The organism is Roseofilum sp. SBFL, assembly GCF_017746885.1.
GTDB lineage: Bacteria > Cyanobacteriota > Cyanobacteriia > Cyanobacteriales > Desertifilaceae > Roseofilum.
Genome location: NZ_JAGHZH010000068.1, coordinates 1 through 22878 on the forward strand (window position 1 = coordinate 1; position 22878 = coordinate 22878).

Annotated in this window: 19 protein-coding genes and 1 pseudogene; 9 read left to right on the forward strand and 11 right to left on the reverse strand. The window is 42.9% G+C overall.

The window, feature by feature from the left end:
- Positions 1 to 200: 200 nt before the first annotated feature.
- The 3 genes from J7545_RS07570 to J7545_RS07580 form a co-directional block, all read right to left on the reverse strand.
- On the reverse strand, positions 201 to 656 hold the full coding sequence (locus tag J7545_RS07570; RefSeq protein ID WP_318699515.1) for a hypothetical protein: 456 nt from the start codon (positions 654 to 656) through the stop codon (positions 201 to 203).
- Positions 643 to 2229, reverse strand: coding sequence for a peptidoglycan-binding protein (locus J7545_RS07575; protein ID WP_318699516.1), 1587 nt, complete (start codon positions 2227 to 2229; stop codon positions 643 to 645). The genes J7545_RS07570 and J7545_RS07575 overlap by 14 nt, the downstream gene beginning before the upstream one ends.
- Before the next feature lie 231 nt (positions 2230 to 2460).
- Complete coding sequence (locus J7545_RS07580; RefSeq protein ID WP_318699517.1) at positions 2461 to 3477, reverse strand: DMT family transporter; 1017 nt, start codon at positions 3475 to 3477, stop codon at positions 2461 to 2463.
- Between the two features lie 166 nt (positions 3478 to 3643).
- Between J7545_RS07580 and sppA the strand changes: the two genes are divergently transcribed.
- From sppA to J7545_RS07600, 4 genes are all read left to right on the forward strand, one after another.
- Positions 3644 to 4465 carry a signal peptide peptidase SppA gene (gene sppA, locus J7545_RS07585; protein ID WP_318699518.1) on the forward strand — a complete coding sequence of 274 codons (822 nt, stop codon included), beginning with the start codon at positions 3644 to 3646 and terminating at the stop codon, positions 4463 to 4465.
- A gap of 66 nt (positions 4466 to 4531) precedes the next feature.
- Entirely contained in the window at positions 4532 to 4921 is a 390-nt protein-coding gene (gene aroH / locus J7545_RS07590; protein WP_318699519.1) for a chorismate mutase, read from the forward strand.
- A 155-nt stretch (positions 4922 to 5076) separates the two neighbouring features.
- Complete coding sequence (locus J7545_RS07595) at positions 5077 to 10869, forward strand: PAS domain S-box protein (RefSeq protein WP_318719378.1); 5793 nt, start codon at positions 5077 to 5079, stop codon at positions 10867 to 10869.
- Between the two features lie 2 nt (positions 10870 to 10871).
- Positions 10872 to 11969, forward strand: a complete 1098-nt coding sequence (locus J7545_RS07600; RefSeq protein WP_318719379.1) for an ATP-binding protein — start codon at positions 10872 to 10874, stop codon at positions 11967 to 11969.
- Between the two features lie 100 nt (positions 11970 to 12069).
- Here J7545_RS07600 and J7545_RS07605 read toward each other — a convergent pair whose 3' ends face one another.
- Together J7545_RS07605 and J7545_RS07610 are read right to left on the reverse strand one after the other, a co-directional pair.
- Positions 12070 to 12336 (reverse strand): hypothetical protein, encoded by a 267-nt coding sequence (locus J7545_RS07605; RefSeq protein WP_318719380.1) that lies wholly within the window; start codon positions 12334 to 12336, stop codon positions 12070 to 12072.
- A gap of 97 nt (positions 12337 to 12433) precedes the next feature.
- The gene (locus J7545_RS07610; protein WP_318719381.1) at positions 12434 to 12844 is read right to left on the reverse strand and encodes a YraN family protein; all 411 of its coding nucleotides are present in this window, start codon (positions 12842 to 12844) and stop codon (positions 12434 to 12436) included.
- Positions 12845 to 12923: 79 nt separating this feature from the next.
- On the opposite strand from J7545_RS07610, the gene J7545_RS07615 reads away from it, so the two are divergent.
- From J7545_RS07615 to J7545_RS07630, 4 genes are all read left to right on the forward strand, one after another.
- Positions 12924 to 13433 (forward strand): pentapeptide repeat-containing protein, encoded by a 510-nt coding sequence (locus J7545_RS07615; RefSeq protein ID WP_318719382.1) that lies wholly within the window; start codon positions 12924 to 12926, stop codon positions 13431 to 13433.
- A 161-nt stretch (positions 13434 to 13594) separates the two neighbouring features.
- Complete coding sequence (locus J7545_RS07620) at positions 13595 to 13927, forward strand: DUF760 domain-containing protein (protein ID WP_271940082.1); 333 nt, start codon at positions 13595 to 13597, stop codon at positions 13925 to 13927.
- 25 nt (positions 13928 to 13952) lie between these two features.
- The gene (locus tag J7545_RS07625) at positions 13953 to 14771 is read left to right on the forward strand and encodes a DUF4058 family protein (RefSeq protein ID WP_318700585.1); all 819 of its coding nucleotides are present in this window, start codon (positions 13953 to 13955) and stop codon (positions 14769 to 14771) included.
- Positions 14772 to 14831: 60 nt separating this feature from the next.
- Positions 14832 to 16244, forward strand: a complete 1413-nt coding sequence (locus J7545_RS07630; RefSeq protein ID WP_318719383.1) for a multicopper oxidase family protein — start codon at positions 14832 to 14834, stop codon at positions 16242 to 16244.
- A 77-nt stretch (positions 16245 to 16321) separates the two neighbouring features.
- Here J7545_RS07630 and J7545_RS07635 read toward each other — a convergent pair whose 3' ends face one another.
- Positions 16322 to 17680, reverse strand: coding sequence for a matrixin family metalloprotease (locus tag J7545_RS07635; protein WP_318719384.1), 1359 nt, complete (start codon positions 17678 to 17680; stop codon positions 16322 to 16324).
- A 254-nt stretch (positions 17681 to 17934) separates the two neighbouring features.
- Here J7545_RS07635 and J7545_RS07640 point away from each other — a divergent pair, with 254 nt between their 5' ends.
- Positions 17935 to 18432, forward strand: a complete 498-nt coding sequence (locus J7545_RS07640) for an HNH endonuclease (protein ID WP_318719385.1) — start codon at positions 17935 to 17937, stop codon at positions 18430 to 18432.
- Between the two features lie 216 nt (positions 18433 to 18648).
- On the opposite strand, the gene J7545_RS07645 is transcribed toward J7545_RS07640, so the two are convergent.
- From J7545_RS07645 to J7545_RS07665, 5 genes and pseudogenes are all read right to left on the reverse strand, one after another.
- Entirely contained in the window at positions 18649 to 19551 is a 903-nt protein-coding gene (locus tag J7545_RS07645) for an amino acid ABC transporter substrate-binding protein (protein WP_318700581.1), read from the reverse strand.
- 12 nt (positions 19552 to 19563) lie between these two features.
- Positions 19564 to 19983: a secondary thiamine-phosphate synthase enzyme YjbQ gene (locus J7545_RS07650; RefSeq protein ID WP_271940076.1), complete on the reverse strand. Its 420-nt coding sequence runs from the start codon at positions 19981 to 19983 to the stop codon at positions 19564 to 19566.
- Positions 19984 to 20064: 81 nt separating this feature from the next.
- Complete coding sequence (locus tag J7545_RS23955; protein WP_413039286.1) at positions 20065 to 20385, reverse strand: hypothetical protein; 321 nt, start codon at positions 20383 to 20385, stop codon at positions 20065 to 20067.
- Between the two features lie 48 nt (positions 20386 to 20433).
- A pseudogene (locus tag J7545_RS07660) lies at positions 20434 to 21373 on the reverse strand (NAD(P)/FAD-dependent oxidoreductase); the annotation flags it as partial.
- A 118-nt stretch (positions 21374 to 21491) separates the two neighbouring features.
- Positions 21492 to 22877 carry a diguanylate cyclase domain-containing protein gene (locus tag J7545_RS07665; protein WP_318700578.1) on the reverse strand — a complete coding sequence of 462 codons (1386 nt, stop codon included), beginning with the start codon at positions 22875 to 22877 and terminating at the stop codon, positions 21492 to 21494.
- Position 22878: the final 1 nt, after the last annotated feature.

Below are 22878 nucleotides of genomic sequence, written 5' to 3' on the forward strand. Positions count from 1 at the left end.
CCATTTTTTCTGCATATCAATTCCCAAGAGTATGCATATGGGCAAAAATGAGATCGCCACACCCTGTATCACTGAGTATACCTTAGCTCTGGAAATTATTAATAATAGAAGAAACCGGAGAGTGACAGAAGAGGGGTAAATTCATTCGACAATAATCTAAACCTACAAATTAAGCTATTGCAAAACTACTGAATTTGGAGTTAATCAGATTCTGAGTGTTCTTTGGTTCTTTGTGAGATTCTATCAGCTTCTTGGTCTCCTTTGTCTGTTGTGATTAGATAAGCTATATCGCCAATACTCGGCTCTGTTCCTAATTGGCTCCATTCACGATCAATGCGATGTATAGCACTATCAATGTCTAAATCCCAGATCTTGAATTCTAGTTTCTTTTCATTGTTATACTCAAACATTCCTAGTTCCATAAATCCACTTTTTAGGTATTCCCGAACTATTTCAAGTGTGATCACTTTTCTTTCATTTTCATTGGCTTTTGGGAAAATCAAACGGACTTCAGAAATTATTTGCCACAGGCCTACATCACCGTCTGAAGCTTCAAGAATCCAATCTTCCCAAAACTCATACTGCATAAATTTATTCTTCATTAAACCACCTCGAATTCCTGCCTTTTTATTTGGAATGCCATTAATCATCATCATCTGGAAAATCATCAGATTCATTAGATGATTTTTTCTCTTTCAATTGCACCATGTTAGATGCAGCACTAATCCGTCTTAATTGTAATACAGCCCACTCAGCAACCTCTTGAACTTCTTCATCTGGATCGTCAACTGCATGGCACATCATATGGCTGACAGTGGCGATTAGTTCATACATGCGAGTAAAATCTCGAATCGCATTTTTTCTGACATCCGGATTATCATCTTGTAACGATAAAGATAAAGCTCGATTCATGGGCTTAATGGTTTTTACGCCAATTTCCGATAGAGCAGATAAAATTAAAGTCCGCTGTCCTGAATCAGAATCGAACAGTAAATTCAGCAAGGGTTGTACGGCCAAAGAATTCCCCCGTTGTCCCAATTCCCAAATGGCTTGACGGCGCTTTTGAGGATCGGCACTTTCTAAATCTTTAATTAAATCTTCAACAATTGTAAGTTTAGGTAAACGGGTGGTTTCATTAACGGGCAAAAGCTGATCGGTTTTCTCCGATGCTGAAGATTCTTCTTCAGAAGAAATGGATTCTTTTTCGAGTTCTGGATGGGCGTTTTTTTCTGGAGAAACTTGCTCAGGTTGCTCTTCAGATAAACCTTGAGATTCGGTTTCTGGATCGTGATGGGCTGATTTCCCATTGCGCAGTTTTTCTAGAGCCGCTTGAGCCAGAGAAGGCATCAGTTCAGGGGCGGAAGAATCAGCTCCTGACTGCACTGATTCTAGTTCTTCCTCGTCTTCTTGCTCTTCAAATTCCTCTTCTTCTACTCGTCGATTGAGCAGTTTTAGGAGGATAAAAACCGTTCCTCCTAAAACGGTTAAGCCTCCTAACCCCATCATCACCCAACCAATGATTCCTTGTCTCTGAGAAGGTTTTTGATCCTTCTTCTCTTTCTCTGATTCATTTTCTTCGCTTTCAGCTTTGCTAGAAGCCTGGACAATGAGGGCAGAGTCTAACTTATCCCAAGTATTTTGCCCGACTTGACCATCGGGATCTAATCCTTGTTCGTTTTGGAATGCGATCGCGGCTTCCTGGGTCGTTTGAGCAAAAATACCATCCACTTCACCTTGAAAATGACCTAAGTCTTTAAGCTGTTGCTGAAGTTGGGTAACCGCTTCTCCCTGAGCGCCCAGGACGAGAAAGGGTCTAGGGGTGCGGCTTTTTTCGGCTTCTTCTAAAGCAATTTCACTGTTATTGCGATAAAAGTTAATCCTCTCTTGAGCTTTAGCATAACAGTCATCTTCTGCGGGCACTTGAGTCATGAAGTCGGCGGCTTGTTGCCATTGCTCGGAGATTTGAGTCCATTGCCCAGCAGTGGTGGCAATTTTTCCGGCTTGATTGGCTTTCTGAGCTAATTCTAGACCCTGAGTGCAAACATTTTCAGAGGCTTGAGCCAGCAGAAGAGGTCTGTTTTCAGGGTCAGATAAGCTAGAAGTAGCGATAATTTGACCCATACCTCGACTGCGCTCGGTAACCATCCCTGGCGCGATCGCTGTGGCAGAAGTAATGATTCCTAGACTGGCAAGGGTACTAAAAATGCATAAGGGGAGGCGATAGGACATTAGGGTAAGCCGCTGCCGGAGAAGTGAGTTTATGGATCGGGATCTATGAGTCTGTGATACCTTGGATTGCTTGATCTGGCAAGGATCTGTCCTCCCTGTTTTGGGGGATTATGCCATGGGAATGGGGGTTTCAGAAGATGCTCGGAAGGGGGTTGAGCAATTTGAGGTATGGGTATGGAGGATTCTAAGGGGATTTTACCATAAGGTCGAAGGGCTTTTGGACTCTACGGTTTACAGATTATGCTCATCAATTTCGACTATCTGTGGGGCTAGGGAGGAATCTGGGTTAGGGGAAAATTTCAGGTTAAATTTGGCTGCTAGGATTTCTCGCTGATTAACCAAGTAGATGCTGATTAGGGTTAAGCCTACACCCAGCCATTGTAAGGGGCTGAGGATTTCTTCGAGGATCAGATTGCCAAACAGGAGGGCAAAGACAGGGGTGAGGAAGGTGAGGGAGCTGAGGCTCGTGAGATTTCCAGAGGAGGCAAAGTAAAAGAAGAGTCCATAGGCGATCGCGCTGCCAAAAATCGTTGAATAGGCGATCGCGATCCAATCATTGATCAATAGTCCATCCCATTGGTTAGTTTCCCAAAGTCCAGAGGCGAGCATCAGGGGAAGTCCTCCTAGGATCATATGCCAACCGGTGGCCATGACTGGGTCGGCATGACGGCTCACATAACGAATGAGAATGGTTCCCACTGCCATGGAGAGGGCAGCAAAGAGCATTAATCCTTGTCCATTCTGGAAAATTTGGGTCAAGTTGGGCATCTCTTGTACCGGAAATCCACCTAAAATCCATTCATCGGGTAATCCAATCAGACTAATGCCACTTATACCTAGGATTAAACCGAATGCCCCCCACAGACCAATCGTTTCCCCGAATAACCCGGCAGCCAGCAGCGCTACGGCTAGGGGTTGGGAGTCAATCATCACCGATCCGAGTCCCGCATTGGTTCGGACTAATCCTTGGGCAAGAAAGCCTTGGAAGAGGGTTCCATCCACAAGGGCAAAGAGACTAATCCATAACCCAGCTTTCCATCCTTGGGGTTGGGGGCGTTGAGTGAGCCAACCGGCGATCAGGATTAAAAGTCCAGCAGGAACAAGACGCATGGTAGCCACAAAGAAGGGGGTAGTGTGAGGAAGAGAACCTTTCATCGCTACCATAGCCGTTCCCCAGAAGAAGAACGGCGCAATTAAGATCACGGAGAAGAGCAAAGAGGATTGACTATTGAAGGGTTTCAGTTGCATATTTCTACAGTTGAGGGCAGCAAGCCAAGATTCTGAGTGGGCGAATGGTTAAGATACATTGTAGTCTATGTAGATTTGTGAAGCGATCGGTCAAGGGGTTGAGAACGGGTTAAGCAATAATGGGTAAGGGGGCTGGTCTGGTTCTCTGTAAACATCTAGGTTAATTATGATTTGGTTTTTTAAGTCAAAAGCACGAAAACAAATAGCTCGGATTGAAATTAATGGGGCGATCGCCTCTGCAACTCGCAAACGGGTTTTAGAAGCGCTCAAAACAGTCGAAGAGAAAAAATACCCGGCTCTGCTACTGCGGATTGATTCTCCTGGGGGAACTGTGGGGGATTCCCAGGAAATTTACGCCGCCTTAATGCGACTGCGCGAAAAGCTCAAAATCGTGGCCAGTTTTGGTAATATTTCTGCATCGGGTGGCGTGTATATCGGCATGGGAGCCGAGCATATCGTCTCGAATCCTGGAACGATCACCGGCAGTATTGGGGTGATTTTGCGGGGTAATAACTTAGAGCGCCTGTTAGAGAAAATTGGGGTCTCGTTTAAGGTCGTCAAATCTGGCCCTTACAAAGATATCTTGGCCTTTGACCGAGAATTAACCCAGGAGGAGCAAGATATTCTCCAACAGATGATTGATACGAGTTATCAGCAGTTTGTGGAAACGGTCGCCCAATCTCGGAACTTAGAGGTAGATCGGGTTAAAAGTTTTGCTGATGGTCGAATTTTCACTGGTCAACAGGCCTTAGAGTTAGGAGTGGTTGACCGACTGGGAACCGAAGAAGATGCTCGCCTCTGGTTAGCCAAATTAGTCGGTCTTGACCCCCAAAAAACCGAATGTAAAACCATTGAAGAACCCAAACCTTTATGGAGTCGCATTATTAGTGGCGATAATCAGGTAAAATCAGGATTGCCGGCTGCGATGGACTGGTTGGAGTTTGAGGCATCAACCAATGGCTTGCCCTTATGGTTATATCGACCTTGAATAGGGAGTAATTTTTTCTGTATCCAAACCAGACCAGCAATCATTACAAGCATGGAGAAGAGGAACGTGGGTTGGCAAGTCCGGGCAATTCGTGGAGCAACGACAGTAGAAGCAAATACCGTTGAGGCGATTCAGAAAGCGGTCACCGAGTTACTCGATGAGCTAGACCGAAAAAACCAGCTTTGTCCTGACCAACTGATTAGTGTTACGTTTTCAGTCACACGCGATCTTGATGCAGTGTTTCCAGCGGCGATCGCCCGTCAAAGAAAAGGATGGGATCATGTGCCATTATTGGATGTGCAACAAATGCATGTGGAAGGAGCCTTATCCCACTGTATCCGATTTCTGATTCATGCTTATTTGCCTGTGGAACATCATGTGAGCCATCCCTACTTAAGGGAAGCGAAGAAACTACGACCCGACTTAAACCCAGATCTGCGAGAGGGATTAAGCTAAAAAACTCAGAAGGCTGGACAGTAGCAACAGTCTGGAGGCTATCATGAAATTAGGTTACATAGTAGAGCAGGAGTTATGAGGACTGCTGAGATTGCTGCCAACTCTCTCCTGCGTTTGGTAAGGCTTTCCACTAGAACTGTTCCGGCCTGTAAATTATGTCCTTTGCTTCTGTATCTTTTCAATTGCCAAGTCTAGAAAGTGTACTGGATCGTCACCCTGTTGTGATTTCCCCCGATCTGAGTGTAGAGGAAGCGATCGCGTTTTGGAATAGCGAATCGCCCTATCCTTATTTTGTGGTCAGCCAAAACCAACAAGTATTAGGGGTAATAACGGTATCGGATTATCATCAGATTCGCCCCCATTGGCAACACTGGAGATCGGTGAGTGTTGAGCGAGTCATGACTCCTCAGGGTTGTAGTTTAACGTGGCAACCGGATTTAGATCTGTTGGCCGTCACGAAACTGATGGTTGAGCAGCAGATTGAGTATTTGCCCATACTCGATCTCCAACAGAATATCATGGGCGTAGTCTGTGCCCACGATCTGCAAAAAAGACTACAAGATTTAGATGCGATCTCTGTTTACTATGGCTTGGCACAACTTCAAGCAACACACCAAAAATCTGACGATCGCCACAATATTGGTTTTCAGACCCTTCTGGATCGCACAGTTACAGAAATTCATCAGGGTTTAAAGTGCGATCGAGTCTTAATTTATCGTTTTGAACCGGATGGCAGTGGTACGGTAATTGCAGAATCTGTATATCCCTTATGCAAGTCTTTGCTAGGTATAAAGATTTATGATTCTCATTTTGGTGAAGATCTGTTTAAAGCCTACATCAATGGCCGAACTCAAGTTACCCACGATATTGAATCAGGAGGCTTAACCCCTTGTCATGTGGAATTCTTACGGCAAATTCAGGTCAAGGCAAATTTGGTGGTTCCCATTCTCCAAGAGAATCATCTCTGGGGATTGCTAACCGCACAACAGGCGATCGCCCCTCGGCATTGGTCTAGAAACGATGAAGCCTTTCTTAAACAGCAAGCGGATCAATTGGCAATCCGCCTCAAACAAAGCTTACCGTTCCAAGATTTACCGACCCAACTGAGGGAACATCAATGGATGCACTATACCTTGGAACAAGAGAAGAACTTTACCCACGCCATTCTCAATGCGGTTGATGCGTTAGTGGTGGTTGTTAATCGACAGGGTGAAATTATTTACTTTAATAATGCCTGCCAACGTTTAAGTGGTGTTCTGGAAAAACAAGCTCAAGGTCAGCGATTTTGGGAATTTCTGATTCCCGTAGCCGAACAACCTCAGATTAAACAGGCGATCGGGCAAGCACTCCAGGGGGAATCGACTGGGGCTTATCAATGCCACTGGGTGATTCAAGGTAGTACAAAACGCCGTATTGAGTGGTCAAACCAGAGTTTTGGCAACCTAGGGATCGTTACCCATGCGATCGTCACTGGAATAGATTTAAGCCGACGACAGGAAGCTCAAATACAACTTCGGTTTCGCGATCGCCAACAACAAACTTTAACCTATTTAAGCCAGTATGCGATCGCTGCTACAGACCGACAGAGTCTGATGAACGAAATTGTACAGCAGGTTGCCAAAACCCTAAGTGTTGACTATGTAGAAATTCTGGAATTATTGCCCAATCAAGCGGCATTTCAAATGCAAGCTGCCCATGGATTTACCTCTGTTCATTATCAGAATCTTCAGCATTCTATTGAACAACTGACACTCAGTGCCACGAAAAATACACAACTGGGGTATACCTTATGGTCTGGTCAATCTGTCGTTGTGGACGACCTACAAATAGAAACTCGCTTTCGAGGATCGGTGTTACACAATCAAGGTAGAGTTATCAGTAGCATAACAACCATCATTCCCGGTGTAAAACAACCCTTTGGAGTACTGGGGGTCTATAGCAGGGAGCATCGTCATTTTAATCCTGATGAAGTGCAATTTTTGGAGGCGATCGCCCATTTATTCGCTTCTTTCCTGGAACAACACCGACTCACTGAAGAATTAAACCAATTTTTTAACCTTTCCCTCGATCTGTTTTGTATTATTACTTTTGACGGTTCTTTTAAACGGATCAATCCCCGTTTTCAAGGACTCTTAGGATATAGTCCACACCAACTGCAATCGAGGAGCTTATTTGACTTCATCCATCCCGATGATTTAGCCGCCACCCAAGCTCAAGTGAAACAACTTGCCTCTAGAGTCCCCACCGTTAATTTTGAACATCGGTATCGCTGTCAGGATGGTTCCTATCGATGGATTGCTTGGACGGCTATGCCAACGGATGAATCTTATTTTTACGCTGTTGGTCGAGATATCACAGAGCGGCGAGAAATAGAAATAGCCTTAAAAGAGAGTCAAAAACGCTATGTGACTTTAGCCACTGCTTCTCCTGTGGGGATCTTTCAAACGGATAATCAAGGTTTGTGTTTATACGTCAATCAGTGCTGGTGTAATATGACCGGTCTATCAGCGCAAGAAGCAATGATGGAGGGTTGGTCGCAAACTTTGCATCCCGAAGATTTAGAGTGGGTACTTCGGGAGTGGAATGAAGCTGTCGAGGAGCATCGCACCTTTTCTTCTGAGTATCGGTTTCAACATCGAGATGGCACAGTGGTTTGGGTCATGGGTCAGGCGGTTGCTGATCTAGATGAGGAAGGAAATATTGTAGGGTATGTGGGCAGTATTACTGATATTAGCGATCGCAAGCAAGCCGAAGAAGCTCTTAAATATCTCAATCAAACCCTAGAAGATCAAGTGGCTCAACGCACGGCTGATTTAGAAACCGCCAATGAAGCCCTCCGTTATGCCGAAGAACGGTTTAGAATTGCCCTAAAAAATTCCCCCATTATCGTTTTTAACCAAGATTTAGATCTGCGATATACCTGGATTTATAATCCCGCTCTCGGTTATACCGCAGAAGCAGTAATTGGAAAGTCTGATCGAGATTTGTTTGCTCCAGAAGATGCCCAAAAATTAGAACGAATCAAACAACAAGCCTTAGATTCTCAGAGCAGTGTGCGAGAAGAGGTCATGCTTGCCGATCGTGGGAATTTGAAGTGCTACGATATAACCGTTGACCCCTTATTAAATTTAGAGAACCAAGTTATTGGAATTACTTGCGCAGCCTTAGATATTACCCACCGTAAAAAAGCCGAATTAGCTCTGCAAGAGAACGAGCGATTTATTCAACGTATTGCTGATGCCAGTCCGAATATTCTCTATATTTATGACTTAGAACAACACAAGACTGTTTATAGTAACAAAGATATTGCCTTGGTATTAGGGTATACTCCCCGTGAGATTCAGGAGATGGGCAATATTGTCTGTGAAGACTTCCTGCATCCAGAAGATCGACCTAAACTAGTCCAATGGCAGGAAGAATTAGTCGATGCAAATAATACAGACATTTGGGAGATCGAATACCGAATGCGCGATCGCAATGGAGAATGGCATTGGTTCGTAAGTCGAGATACGATTTTTACTCGAAATGCCCAGGGAAAACCAATACAGCTTTTGGGGGCGGCTTCTGATATTACGGAACGCAAGCAAGTTGAAGAGCAGTTACGCTTGAGTGAACGAGCGATCGCTGCTAGTAGTAATGGTATCGTTATTATCGATGCTCAACAGCCCGATTTTCCCGTGATTTCAGTTAATCCTGCTTTTGAGCGAGTCACCGGATATTGTGCACAAGATATAATCGGTAAGAATTGCCGAATTCTACAAGGGACAGATCGTCAGCAAGAGGGACTTGCAACGATTCGTAAAGCATTAAAAAACGAAGAAAGCTGTACGGTTGTATTACGAAACTATCGCAAAAATGGAACCTTGTTTTGGAATCGAACAACCATTTCTCCAATTCATGACGATCGGGGTATTTTAACTCACTATCTAGGCATTCAAAATAATATCACTGAAATCAAAGTTGCTGAAGAACATTTACTGGCTAAAGTTAAACGTGAAGAGCTGTTTGGCATGATTACTCAACGAATTCGAGAATCCTTGGATTTGCAAGAAATTCTGACAACTACAGTCCAAGAAGTCAAAAAACTTTTACTCTCCGATCGCGTATTAGTCTATCGGGTTTTACCTAATTATACAGGGCAAGTAATTGCTGAAGCTGTTAATCCAGGTTGGACTGGAACCTTAGATAAAAAATTCCCAGAAGAGACTTTTCCTCGAGAATGCTACGATCAATATATTGCCGGCAAAACCTATGCCACATCCGACATTACTCAAACAGATATTCGTCCTTGCTTGGTTGAGTTTTTACAAGAATTTCAAGTCAAAAGTAAAATCGTAGTTCCCATCATTCAAAATAATTTACTTTGGGGATTGTTGATTGTCCATCAATGCGATCGAGTCAGAGACTGGAAAGAGGAAGAAATTGAGGTATTAAAACAGATTGCTTCCCAATTAGCGATCGCTATCCAACAATCAGAATTTTATCAACAACTGCAAAGAGAGCTTAAAGAACGAATTGTTGCTGAAACAGCTTTATTGATGAGCCAAGAAAGGATTCAATATTTACTCTCTTCTAGTCCTGGTATTTTATATAGTTTGCGGGCAAACAATAGCTTTGAATTTACATTTGTGAGTGACAATGCCTATGATGTCATTGGCTATGAATTATTAGAAATGTTTGAGAAAAACTTTTGGTGGACTCATCTGCATCCAGAAGATCAAGACAAAATCAGTCAGCATGGCTTAAAAAGTTTATTTGACCAGGGTTTTTATAGCCATGAATACCGTTTTTTACATAAAGACGGGAGATATATTTGGATTTACGATAAACTCAATTTAGTCCGTGATGAACAAGGCAATCCTCTAGAAATTATTGGCTATTGGATTGATATTACCGATCGCAAACGAATTGAACAAAAATTACAAGAAACAACCTCTCGCTTAACCAGTTTAATCTCTAATCTTCAACTGGGTGTTTTAGTCAAGGATGAACATCATAAAGTCGCGTTAATTAACCAAGCGTTTTGTCATCTATTCAAAACGACAAGCTGTTCTGACCGATTAATTGGGCAAGAATGGGGAAATATTGGAGATGAATTTTCACATTTATTTGATCGCCCAGAAGAAATCAGTCAACACCATCAAGAAATTCTCGACCATAATAGAATAGTCACAAACCAGGAAATTCAATTGGCTGATGGTCGCATCTTAGAACAAAATTATGTTCCTATATTGATTGACTCTATTGATCGCGGACATCTATGGATGTATCGAGATATTAGCGATCGCAAACAAGCTGAAAGTCGATTGGTGACTTCTTTAAAAGAAAAAGAAATTCTCTTAAAAGAAATACATCATCGAGTTAAAAACAATTTATTGGTCGTTTCTAATTTATTGGAATTTCAAGCGGATTATGTCAGCGATCCTACTTTAATTAAAGTCTTGGAAGATAGTCGAAATCGTATTTATTCCATGGCTCTGATTCATGAAAAGCTCTATCGATCGATGACCCTAGATACGATTAATTTTGGTGAATATTTGGAAGATTTAGTCCCCAATTTGTTTGAATCTTATAATGTAGAAGAGAATAAGGTTAGATTTTACTTAGATATCGAACCCGTTCTATTAAATATAGAAACGGCTCATCCCTGTGGCTTAATTGTGAATGAATTATTATCCAATACCTTGAAACATGCTTTTCCTGAAGGAACACAAGGAAAAGTGGAGGTGATCATGTATCAGCAAGATAACAATCAAATTGTGGTCAAAGTAGCAGATAATGGAATGGGTTTCCCAGAAGACTTAGATTTTCGCAACGTTGATTCTTTGGGCATGGAGTTGGTTTGTACCCTAACAGAACAGTTAGAGGGTGAAATTACATTATTGAGAGACCATGGCACAACATTTGAATTACGATTTTCAGAGTTAAAGTATCGTCAGAGGGTATAATTATGTCTCCTGTCAAGATTTTAATTGTTGAGGATGAGTTACTGATTGCCAAAGGATTAGCCCGTAAGTTAGAGAAGTTAGGCTATGAAGTAGTGGGAATTGTCTCTTCTGGAAAAGCAGCTCTCAACAAAATTAGAGAGATTATTCCCGATTTGATTTTAATGGATATTGTGATTAAAGGAGATATAGATGGCATTGAAACCACAGAAAAAATTAGAAAGCAATATAATATTCCAGTTATCTATGTAACGGCTTATGCTGATGATGAAACTTTATCCCGTGCTGAAAAAACGGGATCTTATGGCTATTTACTCAAACCCTTTAAAGAAAGGGAAATTCATGCCACGATTAAAATGGCGTTAAAAAAATATCAGGAAAGCTTAAGTATAGAATCTTCATTAGCTCAGGCAAAATCTAACAATCAAGAAAAAACAGAATATATCTCGATCGCGTCCCATGATTTAAAAACGCCTTTAACCGCGATTCAAATGTCGGCAGGAATGCTACAACGTTATGGCAATAAGCTAACGGAAGAGAAAAAAGAGAAGCACTTAAAACGTATTCAAACTGCAGCGCAACATATGCATCAGTTATTGGAAGATATTCTCACGTTAAGTCGGACTGAATTTGGAAAGTTAGAGTTTAATCCGGAACAGATGAATGTAGTCGAGTTTTGTGAAGAGATTATTGAAGAAATTAAAGTGATTGCCTCGTCTAAACATAATTTAGAGCTTACTCTTTATGGAGAAAACCGGATTATTAATCTTGATGCAATGATTCTACGTCATGTTCTCTCGAATTTGCTCTCGAATGCCATCAAATATTCCCCAAATGGAGGAATTGTTAAGCTTGATATTACCCAAACTGAAGCTGAGATTAGGCTTGCAGTTCGAGACCAAGGAATTGGGTTACCTCTAGACTATCGCCAAAAACTGTTTCAACGCTTTGAACGAGGCGCAAATGTGGGAAAAATACCCGGAACTGGCTTAGGACTGTCGATTGTGAAACGCTTAATTGATCTCCATGGAGGTGAAATCATGGTAGAAAGTGAACAAGGAAAGGGAAGTGCTTTTACAGTTACCTTCCCCTGTGTTTTCTAGTCGGGTTAGTCATAGATGGAACTAGGACAGACGAGGAGTTGAAGACCCTGGTTAAAGGTTAGTTTATAGATAGATTAAGTATAAAATAATTGACCTAGATCTAATCCTTGATGATTCGAGAACAATACCGATCGCTCACTACGCGGCTATAAGTATGTAAAGAAGGTTTGTCGATATAGCGCGGATTGGGTTGAATGACAGACTCTAACTGCTTGCAAACCTTTTGATGACTTCCTACGCGATCGTATCCCCAGCTATAGATAATGGTATGCTCGCTAGGGGGTTGTGCTTGGACAGGATTTGAGACGAGGGTAGTACAGAGAATTAGGGTAAAGGCTCCCAGGAATAAGATCGCGAACTTCAACATCGGGCAACTCTCGTGATTTGGTAATTAGATGGTGTTACTTCGATCATAGAAGCTGTAACCCAACTTTGAAATGAGTTAAATCACACAACTGTCAGTTTTAAAATGCACCTTGGAGATAGTCTATAATCATAAACTGCTGATGGTTATAGGTGAGTGGTGGGGCGATCGCCCGAACATCTGAACACGTACCCACTCTCTGATAATAGACCAACGCCACATCAAAACGACATCCCCATTCACCAAACTCAGGTGACTCAGCTAGAAAGAGTTCCGCAGCACAGCGCAATTTCTCCTGTTTCCTAGAAGAAATTGCACCTAATCCATTCTGATCCCAATTGCCAGCACTGCGGGTTTTCACCTCCACAAAAACCAACTCTTCCTGCCATTGGACAATCAGATCTAACTCTCCCCAACGACAATGCCACCGACGATGCAAAATCATTGCACCTTGCTGTTGCAACCATTGAGCAACGGTCTCTTCTCCTTGTATTCCCGGATTGAGCCTCATGTCAGTCCACCCTCTTTTCAGCCTCCACCTTCCCATAGGATGATGATATCGCTGTTGAATACCTAAACTGACTATTCCCATGACCGTCAAAAAAATTCCTACTTATCTGATCGGGTTATTGAGTGTATGCCTAATCCTTGGGCTGAACCTGACTGGAAGCATCGGCAACCTATCCCCGGCGTTTGCCCAAAACTATGAAAAAGTAGACCTGAAAGGCGCTGATTTTTCGGGGAAAGATCTCATAGAAGCCCAATTCGATCAAGCTGATCTGACCGAAAGTAGCTTTGTGGGAGCAGACTTGCGAGGAGCAAGTTTATTTGGAGCCAAATTAATTAGAGCGAATTTAGAAGGAGCCGATCTGAGATATTCCACTATTGGAGAAGCCAATTTTAGAAAGGCGAATTTGAAAGATGTTCTCTTTGAAGGGGCTTTTGCCCAACTGGCCAGCTTTAGAGATGCTAATATCGAGGGAGCAGATTTTACTGATGTGATTCTCCGAGATGATGCTCAGGAATATTTATGTGCGATCGCCAAAGGAACCAACCCCATCACCGGAGAAAACACCCGCGATACCCTTTACTGTGATTAACTTCACCCATTCTCTCCTGCCCGAGTAGGGCAGGCTCAGACTTTTCTCGGTTTCGCAAAATCCCTGCTTCCTAAGTTCGGTTCACCTCCAATGGCTTTTTTGAGTCCTCGTTTACAGTAAAAACAGTCAACAGAAGTCACTCTCTCATTGAGTCAAAAACTATGAATCCTAACATACCCTCCCAACATTCCGATCTCTTCGAGCAATTGGCTAATGACAACAACGTCCTAGGTCAATATCTGCATTCCCTAGACCCTGAAGCTGTTAATCATCTCTCGCAACCCTCTAAAGAAGCCCTCAGCGTCATGGAACACAATATTGTGGGATTGCTGGGACATTTGCCTCCAGACCATTTCGGAGTGACCATCACCACCAGTCGGGAACAGTTAGGCCGTTTGTTAGCTTCGGCAATGATGACGGGCTATTTTCTGCATAAAGCGGAAACTCGCATGGGATTGGAAGAGCATCTGGCAAACTTGAGCGACGAAGAGTAATCCAACTCAGTGATGAGGACCGTTTATGCCTTCCCCCTTTCCAGGGATGAACCCTTATCTGGAACATCCAGAACTTTGGCCAGGAGTCCATCACTGGCTCATTATTGAACTGGCTAGGTTTCTTTCTCCCCAACTTCGTCCTCAATATAGGGTTGCCGTTGAGGTACGCGTTTATAAAACTATTGGTCAAGAATCCCTACTGGTTAGCATTCCAGATTTAGTACAAAATTCACAGACGACAATTAAACAGCCAACCAGCAATGTTGCAGTTGCACGATCTCCAACTCAACCCCAGGCTGTAGAAGTTCCACTTCCGGTAACTGTTAGACAAGGTTATTTGGAAGTGCGAGAGGTTATTACCAAGGAAGTAGTAACCTCTATTGAAATTATCTCTCCCATTAATAAACGTTTCAGGATTGAAACGCGCAAGCAATATGAGGATAAGCGCAATAAAGTTTTAGGAAGTTCTACTCATTTAGTAGAACTTGATTTACTGCGTAAGGGACAACCGATGCCAATGTATACCAGCACCAGCAGTAGTCGAACAGATTACCGAATTTTGGTCAGTCGAGGAGACTGTCGTCCTCAAGCAGACTTATATGGGTTTAATTTGCAAGATGCTATCCCTTCATTTCCCTTACCGCTAAAGCCTGGGGATAGGGAACCCCTGGTGGATTTACAGTTATTATTGAATAATGTATACGACCAAGCGAGTTACGATCTAGTGGTAGATTATCGTCAAGATCCTGTACCGCCTTTGTTCTTGGACGAGGATCGCGCTTGGCTGGATAGCTGGTTAAGGGAGCAAAATCTGCGATCGCTACCCGATCTCAAGTCTGATTAGTCCATTATGATACCATGTGTTTAACCGGACTTAAAAGTGAAAACTACTATATAAAAAAATATGCTCAACCGACGAAAATTACTGGCTTATATGGCCGGGACAAGCGGCACGATACTACTGAGTCAATGTAATCGGAAAACGATCAGCCAAGCACCAGCTATGCCGAATACCCATATCAGTCAAGACGGATTTTTATCTGTGGATATGGTTGCCCAAGAAATGCCAATGCAATTCGGCAGAAATCGGCTCATGCAATGGGGATATAATGGGCAAATTCCCGGGCCAAGACTAGAAGCTAGACCTGGAGATACAATTAAAATTAATTTTCAGAATCAATTACCTCAAACGAGCAATCTTCATTATCACGGATTACATATTCCGCCCACAGGAACGGCTGATAATGTGTTTATTTCTGTTCCTCCTGGAGAACAATTCAGCTATGAATTTACGTTGCCTGAAAATCATCCGGCAGTCACCTCTTGGTATCATCCCCATTACCATGGACAAGTAGCAGAACAGGTATTTAAAGGATTAGCTGGCTTGTTGATTGTCCGGGGTGAATTAGACGAAATCCCAGAAATCAAAGCTGCTTCTGAAGATTTTTTAGTGTTGCAAGATTTTACTGCTAATCGTAATTCCAACCTCTCCCATGGTGCAATTATGTTAGGGAGAGAAGGAGAATTAGTAACGGTGAATGGGAAAATCAAGCCAGAGTTTTCTATTCCTGCCCAAGGTTTGCTGCGCTTACACTTGTTGAATGCGTCCAGTTCTCGGTTTTATCGCTTATCCTTGGATGAACATCCCTTTTATTTAATTGCTACGGATGGGGGCGCAATTTCTGAACCGGTAGAATTAACCGAATTACTATTAGCACCAGGAGAGCGAGTACAGGTTTTAATTCAAGGAGATCGACCTCCATCTCAGTATAGGCTATTAAGTCTACCCTATGACCGGGGAACTGTGGGCATGATGGGCCATATGAGATTATCGTCTAGCAGTAATCAAACTCAGGCGATCTCTACATTTAACTATACCGAACCTGTCACTCCCATTCCCCTACCCAAAACCCTGATTCCCATCCAACCCTTACCCGAACCACAAACCCTGCGCCAGTTTACCCTTAATCATGGCATGACTCCAGGAATGGGTATGGTGTTTTTGATTAATGATCGGGTCTTTAATCATCAACGTATCGATGTTAGGGTCAAATTGAATCAAATTGAAGAGTGGGAAATCATTAATCCAGGAGGAATGGATCATCCTTTTCATATTCATGTCAACTCATTCCAAGTGATCGGCCGCAATCAAACTCCTGAACCCCTTTTAGCCTGGAAAGATGTGGTTAATGTCCGTCGTGGGGAAACCGTTCGCTTGCGAATTCAGTATCAGGATTTTATCGGCAAAACCGTTTACCACTGTCATATCCTCGACCATGAAGATCAAGGTATGATGGGTATGTTAGAGATTGTTTGATAATTTAATACTCAAGTGCTTTATTTATGGAATATTCAAGGAAAGGGCAAAACTGGGTTGTTCTTATTCCCCATTCCCTAAACCGTAATCTGATATCCAACGTCTTGTAAGAGTGCTAAATCGAGAAGGGTAGGGAATTGTCTTATCCCTGAAGGAAGCAGGGGATCGAGTAAGGAGTCTCCACTGATGCCATTGGGTAAGAAATGGTCTTCAATATGGGATAAATCGTCAGCTAAGGGAACTGCTAAACCCTCAGTCATCACTAGGGCATTGGGTCCGATGAAGGTTTGACCGGATATCCATTGGTTAAAGGCTTGGGAGTTGCCTATACCCAGAATATGGCCGAGTTCATGAGTCGCAACGGTCATTAAGTCCACTTGTTCTGGCGGAATATCATTATGGGTTTGGGGTGTTGGATCGATAAACCAATTAATGCTTGAATTAAAACTGATGTGACCCGTCCAAGGCTCAAAGTTGGTACTGTTAAATCGGCGATCGAGGTCACTACCAGGAGTCCAATTGCCACTTGGCCCTGCTTGAGCAAGAATTGGGGAGGAGAGGGGAGCTGCGCCAACAAAGACGAGTACATCATCAATAGGACGGTCTAGGGTAAAGGATATGGTGCTTCGAGTGGTGGGATTTTTGATATAAATGGGGGTTCCGGGAGCTAGATCTGCAAATTCATCTAGAATATGGCGCTCCCAGAAGGAGGCAGCAGTTTCTAGGATTTGACGACAGTTCGGATCGTTGAAAAAACCACTGTGATCGAATCGATAGTCAAATTCAATGTTAAATGAGGTGGGGGTTTCGGGAGGGGCTAGGAGTAAGGGAGAATCGAATTGTGTGCTTTGGCTTAGGTTAAAGGGGAGAGCTTCACTGATAAAGTCTTCAGGGGTTAATTGATTGGGATGAATACCAGATAAAATGGCAAGGGTTTGGCCGGTGAGTAGGTCTTGAATGAGGGTTGTACCGGTGAGGTTGTCGGTTCCTAAACCAATGATTAGGCGCTCATAGTTTAAGCCGCCCGTAAGTTGCATATAATCTTGACCGTCTTCAAAATCAAGTATCCAATCTGCTTGGTTCTGGTTGGCGAGGGATGGCTGACTGAGGATAAAGAAGTCTCGATCTGCACCCCCGATGAGGAGGTCTGAACCGAGGTCTCCGGAAAGGCGATCGCTCCCCTTCTCCCCGTAAAGGGTATCATTTCCTTGACCTCCATGGAGCAGATCCGAGTCTTGTCCGCCATAAAGTAGATCTTGGCCTGTATTGGCTTTGAGAGTATCTGAGCCTTGATTTCCGGCAATCCAATCGTCTCCAGCATAAGTAATGATTTGATCCGGGTTCAGGGTTCCAATCAGAGTATCAGCGCTAGGGGTTCCGGCGATCGCCGATCCTGAAGTCAATGCAGACTCTAATGCATACTCATCTGTTGGCATAGATTTAGTATTTTTATTTACATTCTAGTATAATTTATTATGTCTTTTCAGGAAAAACTAGAAAACTTTAGATTATTTTTAGATTGGTAACGCCAAAAATATAATATAGGGCTTCTCTGTTCAATGGAGTACAGCTTAAAGCCTTAGAACCATCAATAAGGAGCTGAACAGATAGATTGCAATCCCTGATTTCATGCTTAAAGGAAAACAATGTGCTAGGCTATTTGAAAATCTTTTTGCAATTATCTATATCCATGAGCAAGGTTCTGGTGTTAAATGCCTCTTACGAACCGCTCAATATCGCTACCTGGCGACGGGCGGTTATTCTGTTGCTCAAGGGAAAAGCCGAACAAGTAGAACACAATGGTAAGTTGTTGTGCCCTGGTTTTCCCTTACCAACCGTAATTCGACTGCGGCACTATATCCAAGTTCCCTATAAAGAAATTCCCTTAACGAGACGAAATGTTTTATACAGAGACTCCCATTGCTGTCAATACTGTGGATACAAGGGAGAGGGTCTAACGCTCGATCATGTAATTCCGCGATCGCGCAAAGGAGGAGATACTTGGGAAAACTTAGTCACGGCCTGTGTTCGCTGTAATGTCAAAAAAGGAAACCGGACTCCGGAAGAAGCTTCCATGACTTTATCTCATCCCCCACGAAAGCCATACAGCAGTCTCTATTTCGAGCTGCAAAAGCATGTGACGAGCGGTACACATCAAGAATGGAAAAAATATGTGATTGGCATCTAAACCCCTGACTTCATCTTCAGGGGTTTTTTCAACACTAAATGATGGGTAATGATCGGCAAATCTCTAGGGAATATGGGGAAAAGCTCCTCAACCCAGCAGATTGGTCATTACCCATCATTTAGTGTCATAATCAAGTCCGGTTGATTGGCTATGATGCAATGCTATCACGTTGAGGAACAGGCAATGTTCTAAGAGATTTTTCTCCCCACCTTACAGCTATTCCCATTCATTTTCTGGAAGCCACTGTAAAGAATTTAGAGTTTCTTGATAATGAAAATAAACGGCTTGTCGAGGATAGGGAAGTAACCCATCTGTTCCAAACCAGCGTTGAAAAATGGCAATTTCGGCAGGTTTATCGGTTAAAAATCCTTGCATATATTTAACCAAGCTGTAATTAATCATTGATTGCCAACGAGAATTGTTTTCTGGGAGAATACAAGCATAGGATTCTAAGCTGTAAGGACGACTGGGGGTCACTCTCCAGGCTTGGGGGTCTTTGGCGGTTCTCCGGAGAGCTTCTAGGAGAACTCCATCACTCACTAGGGCATCAATGTTTCCTTGTTCTAATTGTTGCAATCCCTGGACGCGATCGCGCACCCAGATAAATTCAGCATTGGGTTGGATCTTTTGAATGATTTCAGCATTGGTGGTGTTTTCAATAATTCCTATCCGTTTGTCCTCTAAAGATTCTGGGTTTCCTATCTTAGTTTGTTGTGGAACTAAAAGCTGAGTACCTGTGCTAAAGTAGCTAATGGAAAAATCGACGATTTCATCTCGTTCCCAAGTAAAGGAGTTTGAACCACAATCGAGATCTACCTGGTTCTCTTGAATGGCTTGAAACCGATTTTGGGTATCAACTTCGACCCATTCTATCTCAATAGATTTATTCAATTCTGCTTCTAGCTCGGCTTGAATACGCTTAACTAAATCCACAGAAAATCCCATCCATTGTCCTCGATCGTTTTTGAATCCAAAGGGAATGGTATCTTGGCGAACGGCAACTCGTAAAGTTCCGCTTTGATTGACTTGTTCGAGAACATTAGCCGCCCAACTGGGATAAGCAATAGAAAGGGGAATTAAGCTCAATAGAGCGGTAGCGATCGCTAGTTTTTTCTGCATCTGAATATTTTCCTAATTTCCACTAATATGAACGACCAGTTCTCGGTGGTGACTCCGACTGCGATGTTCCCATAAGTAAATCCCCTGCCAAGTCCCTAACAGTAAGCGTCCTTGGTGAATGGGAATTTGTTCTGATGTTTTGGTTAATGCACTGCGGATATGGGCGGGCATATCATCTGGTCCTTCAGCATCATGAATATAACTTATTCCATCTTCAGGAACTAATTTGGCAAAAAAGTTAGCTAAATCTTGCAAAACATCAGGATCGGCATTTTCTTGAATGACTAAACTGGCGGAAGTATGCCTTAAAAACAGGGTACATAATCCAGTTTGAATCCCAGATTCTTTGACTACTTGTTTAATTTGAGCCGTGATAGCGGAAAAGTTCTTTCCTGTGGTTTTGATATGCAATTGGGTTTGATAATGGGTCATGGGGGAATGGGGGGATGGGGGAATGGGGGAGACACGGAGACACGGAGACACGGAGACACGGAGACACAGGGAAATGTCCTATTACTCATTACTCATTACTCCTTTGGGAAGAGAATCTTCACCGGTAATCAACCGCGCTCCTCTTCCACTGGTCAGGTAGTTCCATCCCCATTGCACCATGACGACTAATTTATTATCAAACTCGATTAAATAATAGATATGGGCGAATACCCAGGTTAACCAGGCAATAAATCCGGTGAGCTTAATCCATCCTAAGTCTACCACCGCCGCATTTTGACCAATTACGGCTAGACTTCCAACTTCGGTATAGCGGAAGGGGGAATGGGTTTGGCTGCGCAGTTCCTGTTTTATGTATTGGGCTACATATTTGCCTTGTTGCATGGCGACAGGGGCAATACCGGGTAAGGGTTGCTCTCCTTGATGGGAGAAGTTGGCTAGGTCACCAATAACAAAAATATTCGGATAACCGGGAATGCTTAGGTTCTCTTCCACCCTTACCCGACCTGCCCGATCTAGGGCAACTCCGGTTTTCTCATTGAGTACTTTCCCTAGACTCGAAGCCTTTACCCCAGCAGCCCAAAGAATGGTACGAGCGGGAATTACATTTTCTTCCTCTCCTTGGCGCACGGTTACTGAACCGTCCGTGACTTGGGTGACTAGGGTCTGAGTTTGTACCCTTACCCCTAGCTGGGTCTTCTGCTCTAATGGACAATTTTGGCGCGTAAGGGGGTAAGATACGATCTACGCCCTCTAGGAGCAAAATTTTGGCGCTGGTGGTGTCGATGTGATGAAAGTCGTTTTTGAGGACGCTATGGGCTAATTCGGCGATCGCCCCAGCTAATTCTACTCCAGTCGGACCACCACCGACAATCACAAACGTCAGCCAAGCTTTTTGTTTTTCGGGATCGGTTTCTTTTTCTGCGGCTTCAAATGCGCCATAAATGCGACGACGCATGAGCAGAGCATCTTCAATAGTTTTCAAACCAGGGGCAATATTTTGCCATTGATCGTTGCCAAAATAGTGATGCTTCACACCCGTGGCCAGAATCAGGGTATCGTAGGAGAGGGTACGGTTGTCGAGGGTAAGCTGTTGGCGATCGGGATCGATATCCTTTACCTGATCTAAAAGGACTTGGGTATTTTTATTTTGATTTAAAACCAAGCGCAGAGGGGAAGAAATATCCGCAGGAGATAAACTGCCCGTCGCCACTTGATACAGTAAGGGTTGAAATAGATGGAAATTGCGTTTATCGATTAAGGTCAGTTTAACCGGTGCTTTGCCTAGGCTTTGGGCTGCATAAAGCCCCCCAAAGCCTCCTCCAACAATCACGACATGGGGGACAGAGGGTTGGGTTTTTGCATCAACCATAGCGTTTGGGTTCTTAATGTAAGATTTCGATCCAATCTTAGTTTAGCAATGAAACATTGAATTAACTATGAATGATGCACTAAAGCCTAGAGATACCATCATCTTCTGATACTTTGGGTTATTGAGGTTGAAGATCTGGCGATCTAAATTCCCGAAATATCATGCGATCGCGACCCTGTTTTTTCGCTTCATAGAGGGCTTGATCCGCAATTTCAAATAATTCTTCTCCTGACGTTTCATGAGTGGGGATGGTTGAAGAGAGTCCCATACTCATCGTAATGAAAGGACTAACGAGCGAGGCTTGATGATCGAGGGATAAGTGACGCACATGCTCTTGGATTTCTTGAGCAACTATCCAAGCTCCAGATGCTTGAGTATTGGGCAAAATTACGACAAATTCTTCTCCTCCATATCGAGCCACTAAATCCGCTGGTCTTTTTAAAGCTTGTTTGATTGCTTCCGCTATTTTTTGTAAGCATTCATCTCCCATTTGATGCCCATAAGTATCATTATAGCGCTTAAAATAATCCACGTCACAGATAATAATGGATAGGGGCGATTTCTCCCTTGCAAGTCGATACCATTCTCGATCGAATGTTTCTTGCAAACAGCGACGGTTTGCTACTTGGGTTAAACCATCTAAATTAGCCAGTTGATTTAATTCTTGGTTTACCCGCTCTAATTCAGCAGTTCTTTCAGCTACTTTTCTCTCTAAGGTATAAGAATAGTCCCGGAGTTGTTCATAAAATAGGGCATTCTGAATTGAGGCAGCGGCTTGGGAAGCTAGAGCTGTAAATAACTTGAGGTCTTGGGCAGTATAGTCTAGGGTGCGATCGCTACTAATTTGAATGATGCCTAATTTCCCCGTTTGTGTCATTAACGGACAACACATCATAGACACAATTTCAAACTCTTGAGGAATAAATCGAGGATCTAAAGTCACCTGATTTACAATTTCCGCCTTTCCCGAATTAAAAACAGAACCATAAATTCCGATATTAGTTGGAATTTTCTTCCCTAAGATAACTTGATTTTCATCAGCTTTAGGATAAAAAGTTTGCATAGATTGTTCATAAGCATTATAAATCATGACCACTAAGGCATTACCGGGTATTTGTTTGAATGCTTCATTCGCCATGAGTTTTATTACTTCATGGACATGCAAACACGTAGATATTTTAGAGGAGATGTCATACAAAAAATTGAGTTCTTCGTATTTATCTAAAGCATCAGCCGCTAACACTTTTTTGTTGACTTCTATTTCAATTAAATAAATGACCAGTTGGGCAACCGAATTATGGATATTTTCGCTGACGACCCAACCTAAAATTTTATCTTCTACAACAATTTCATATCCTTGGGCATTGGTTAGGGTTAGCTCTCCTAAAATGGGAATTTGACGATTGTCTAAAATCCCTATTTGATGATTATCATTAATGAGCCGCTGGATGATTTTTTTTATTCTAGGCTTGAGAACAATTTTTTTAAAATTAATATTTATCATT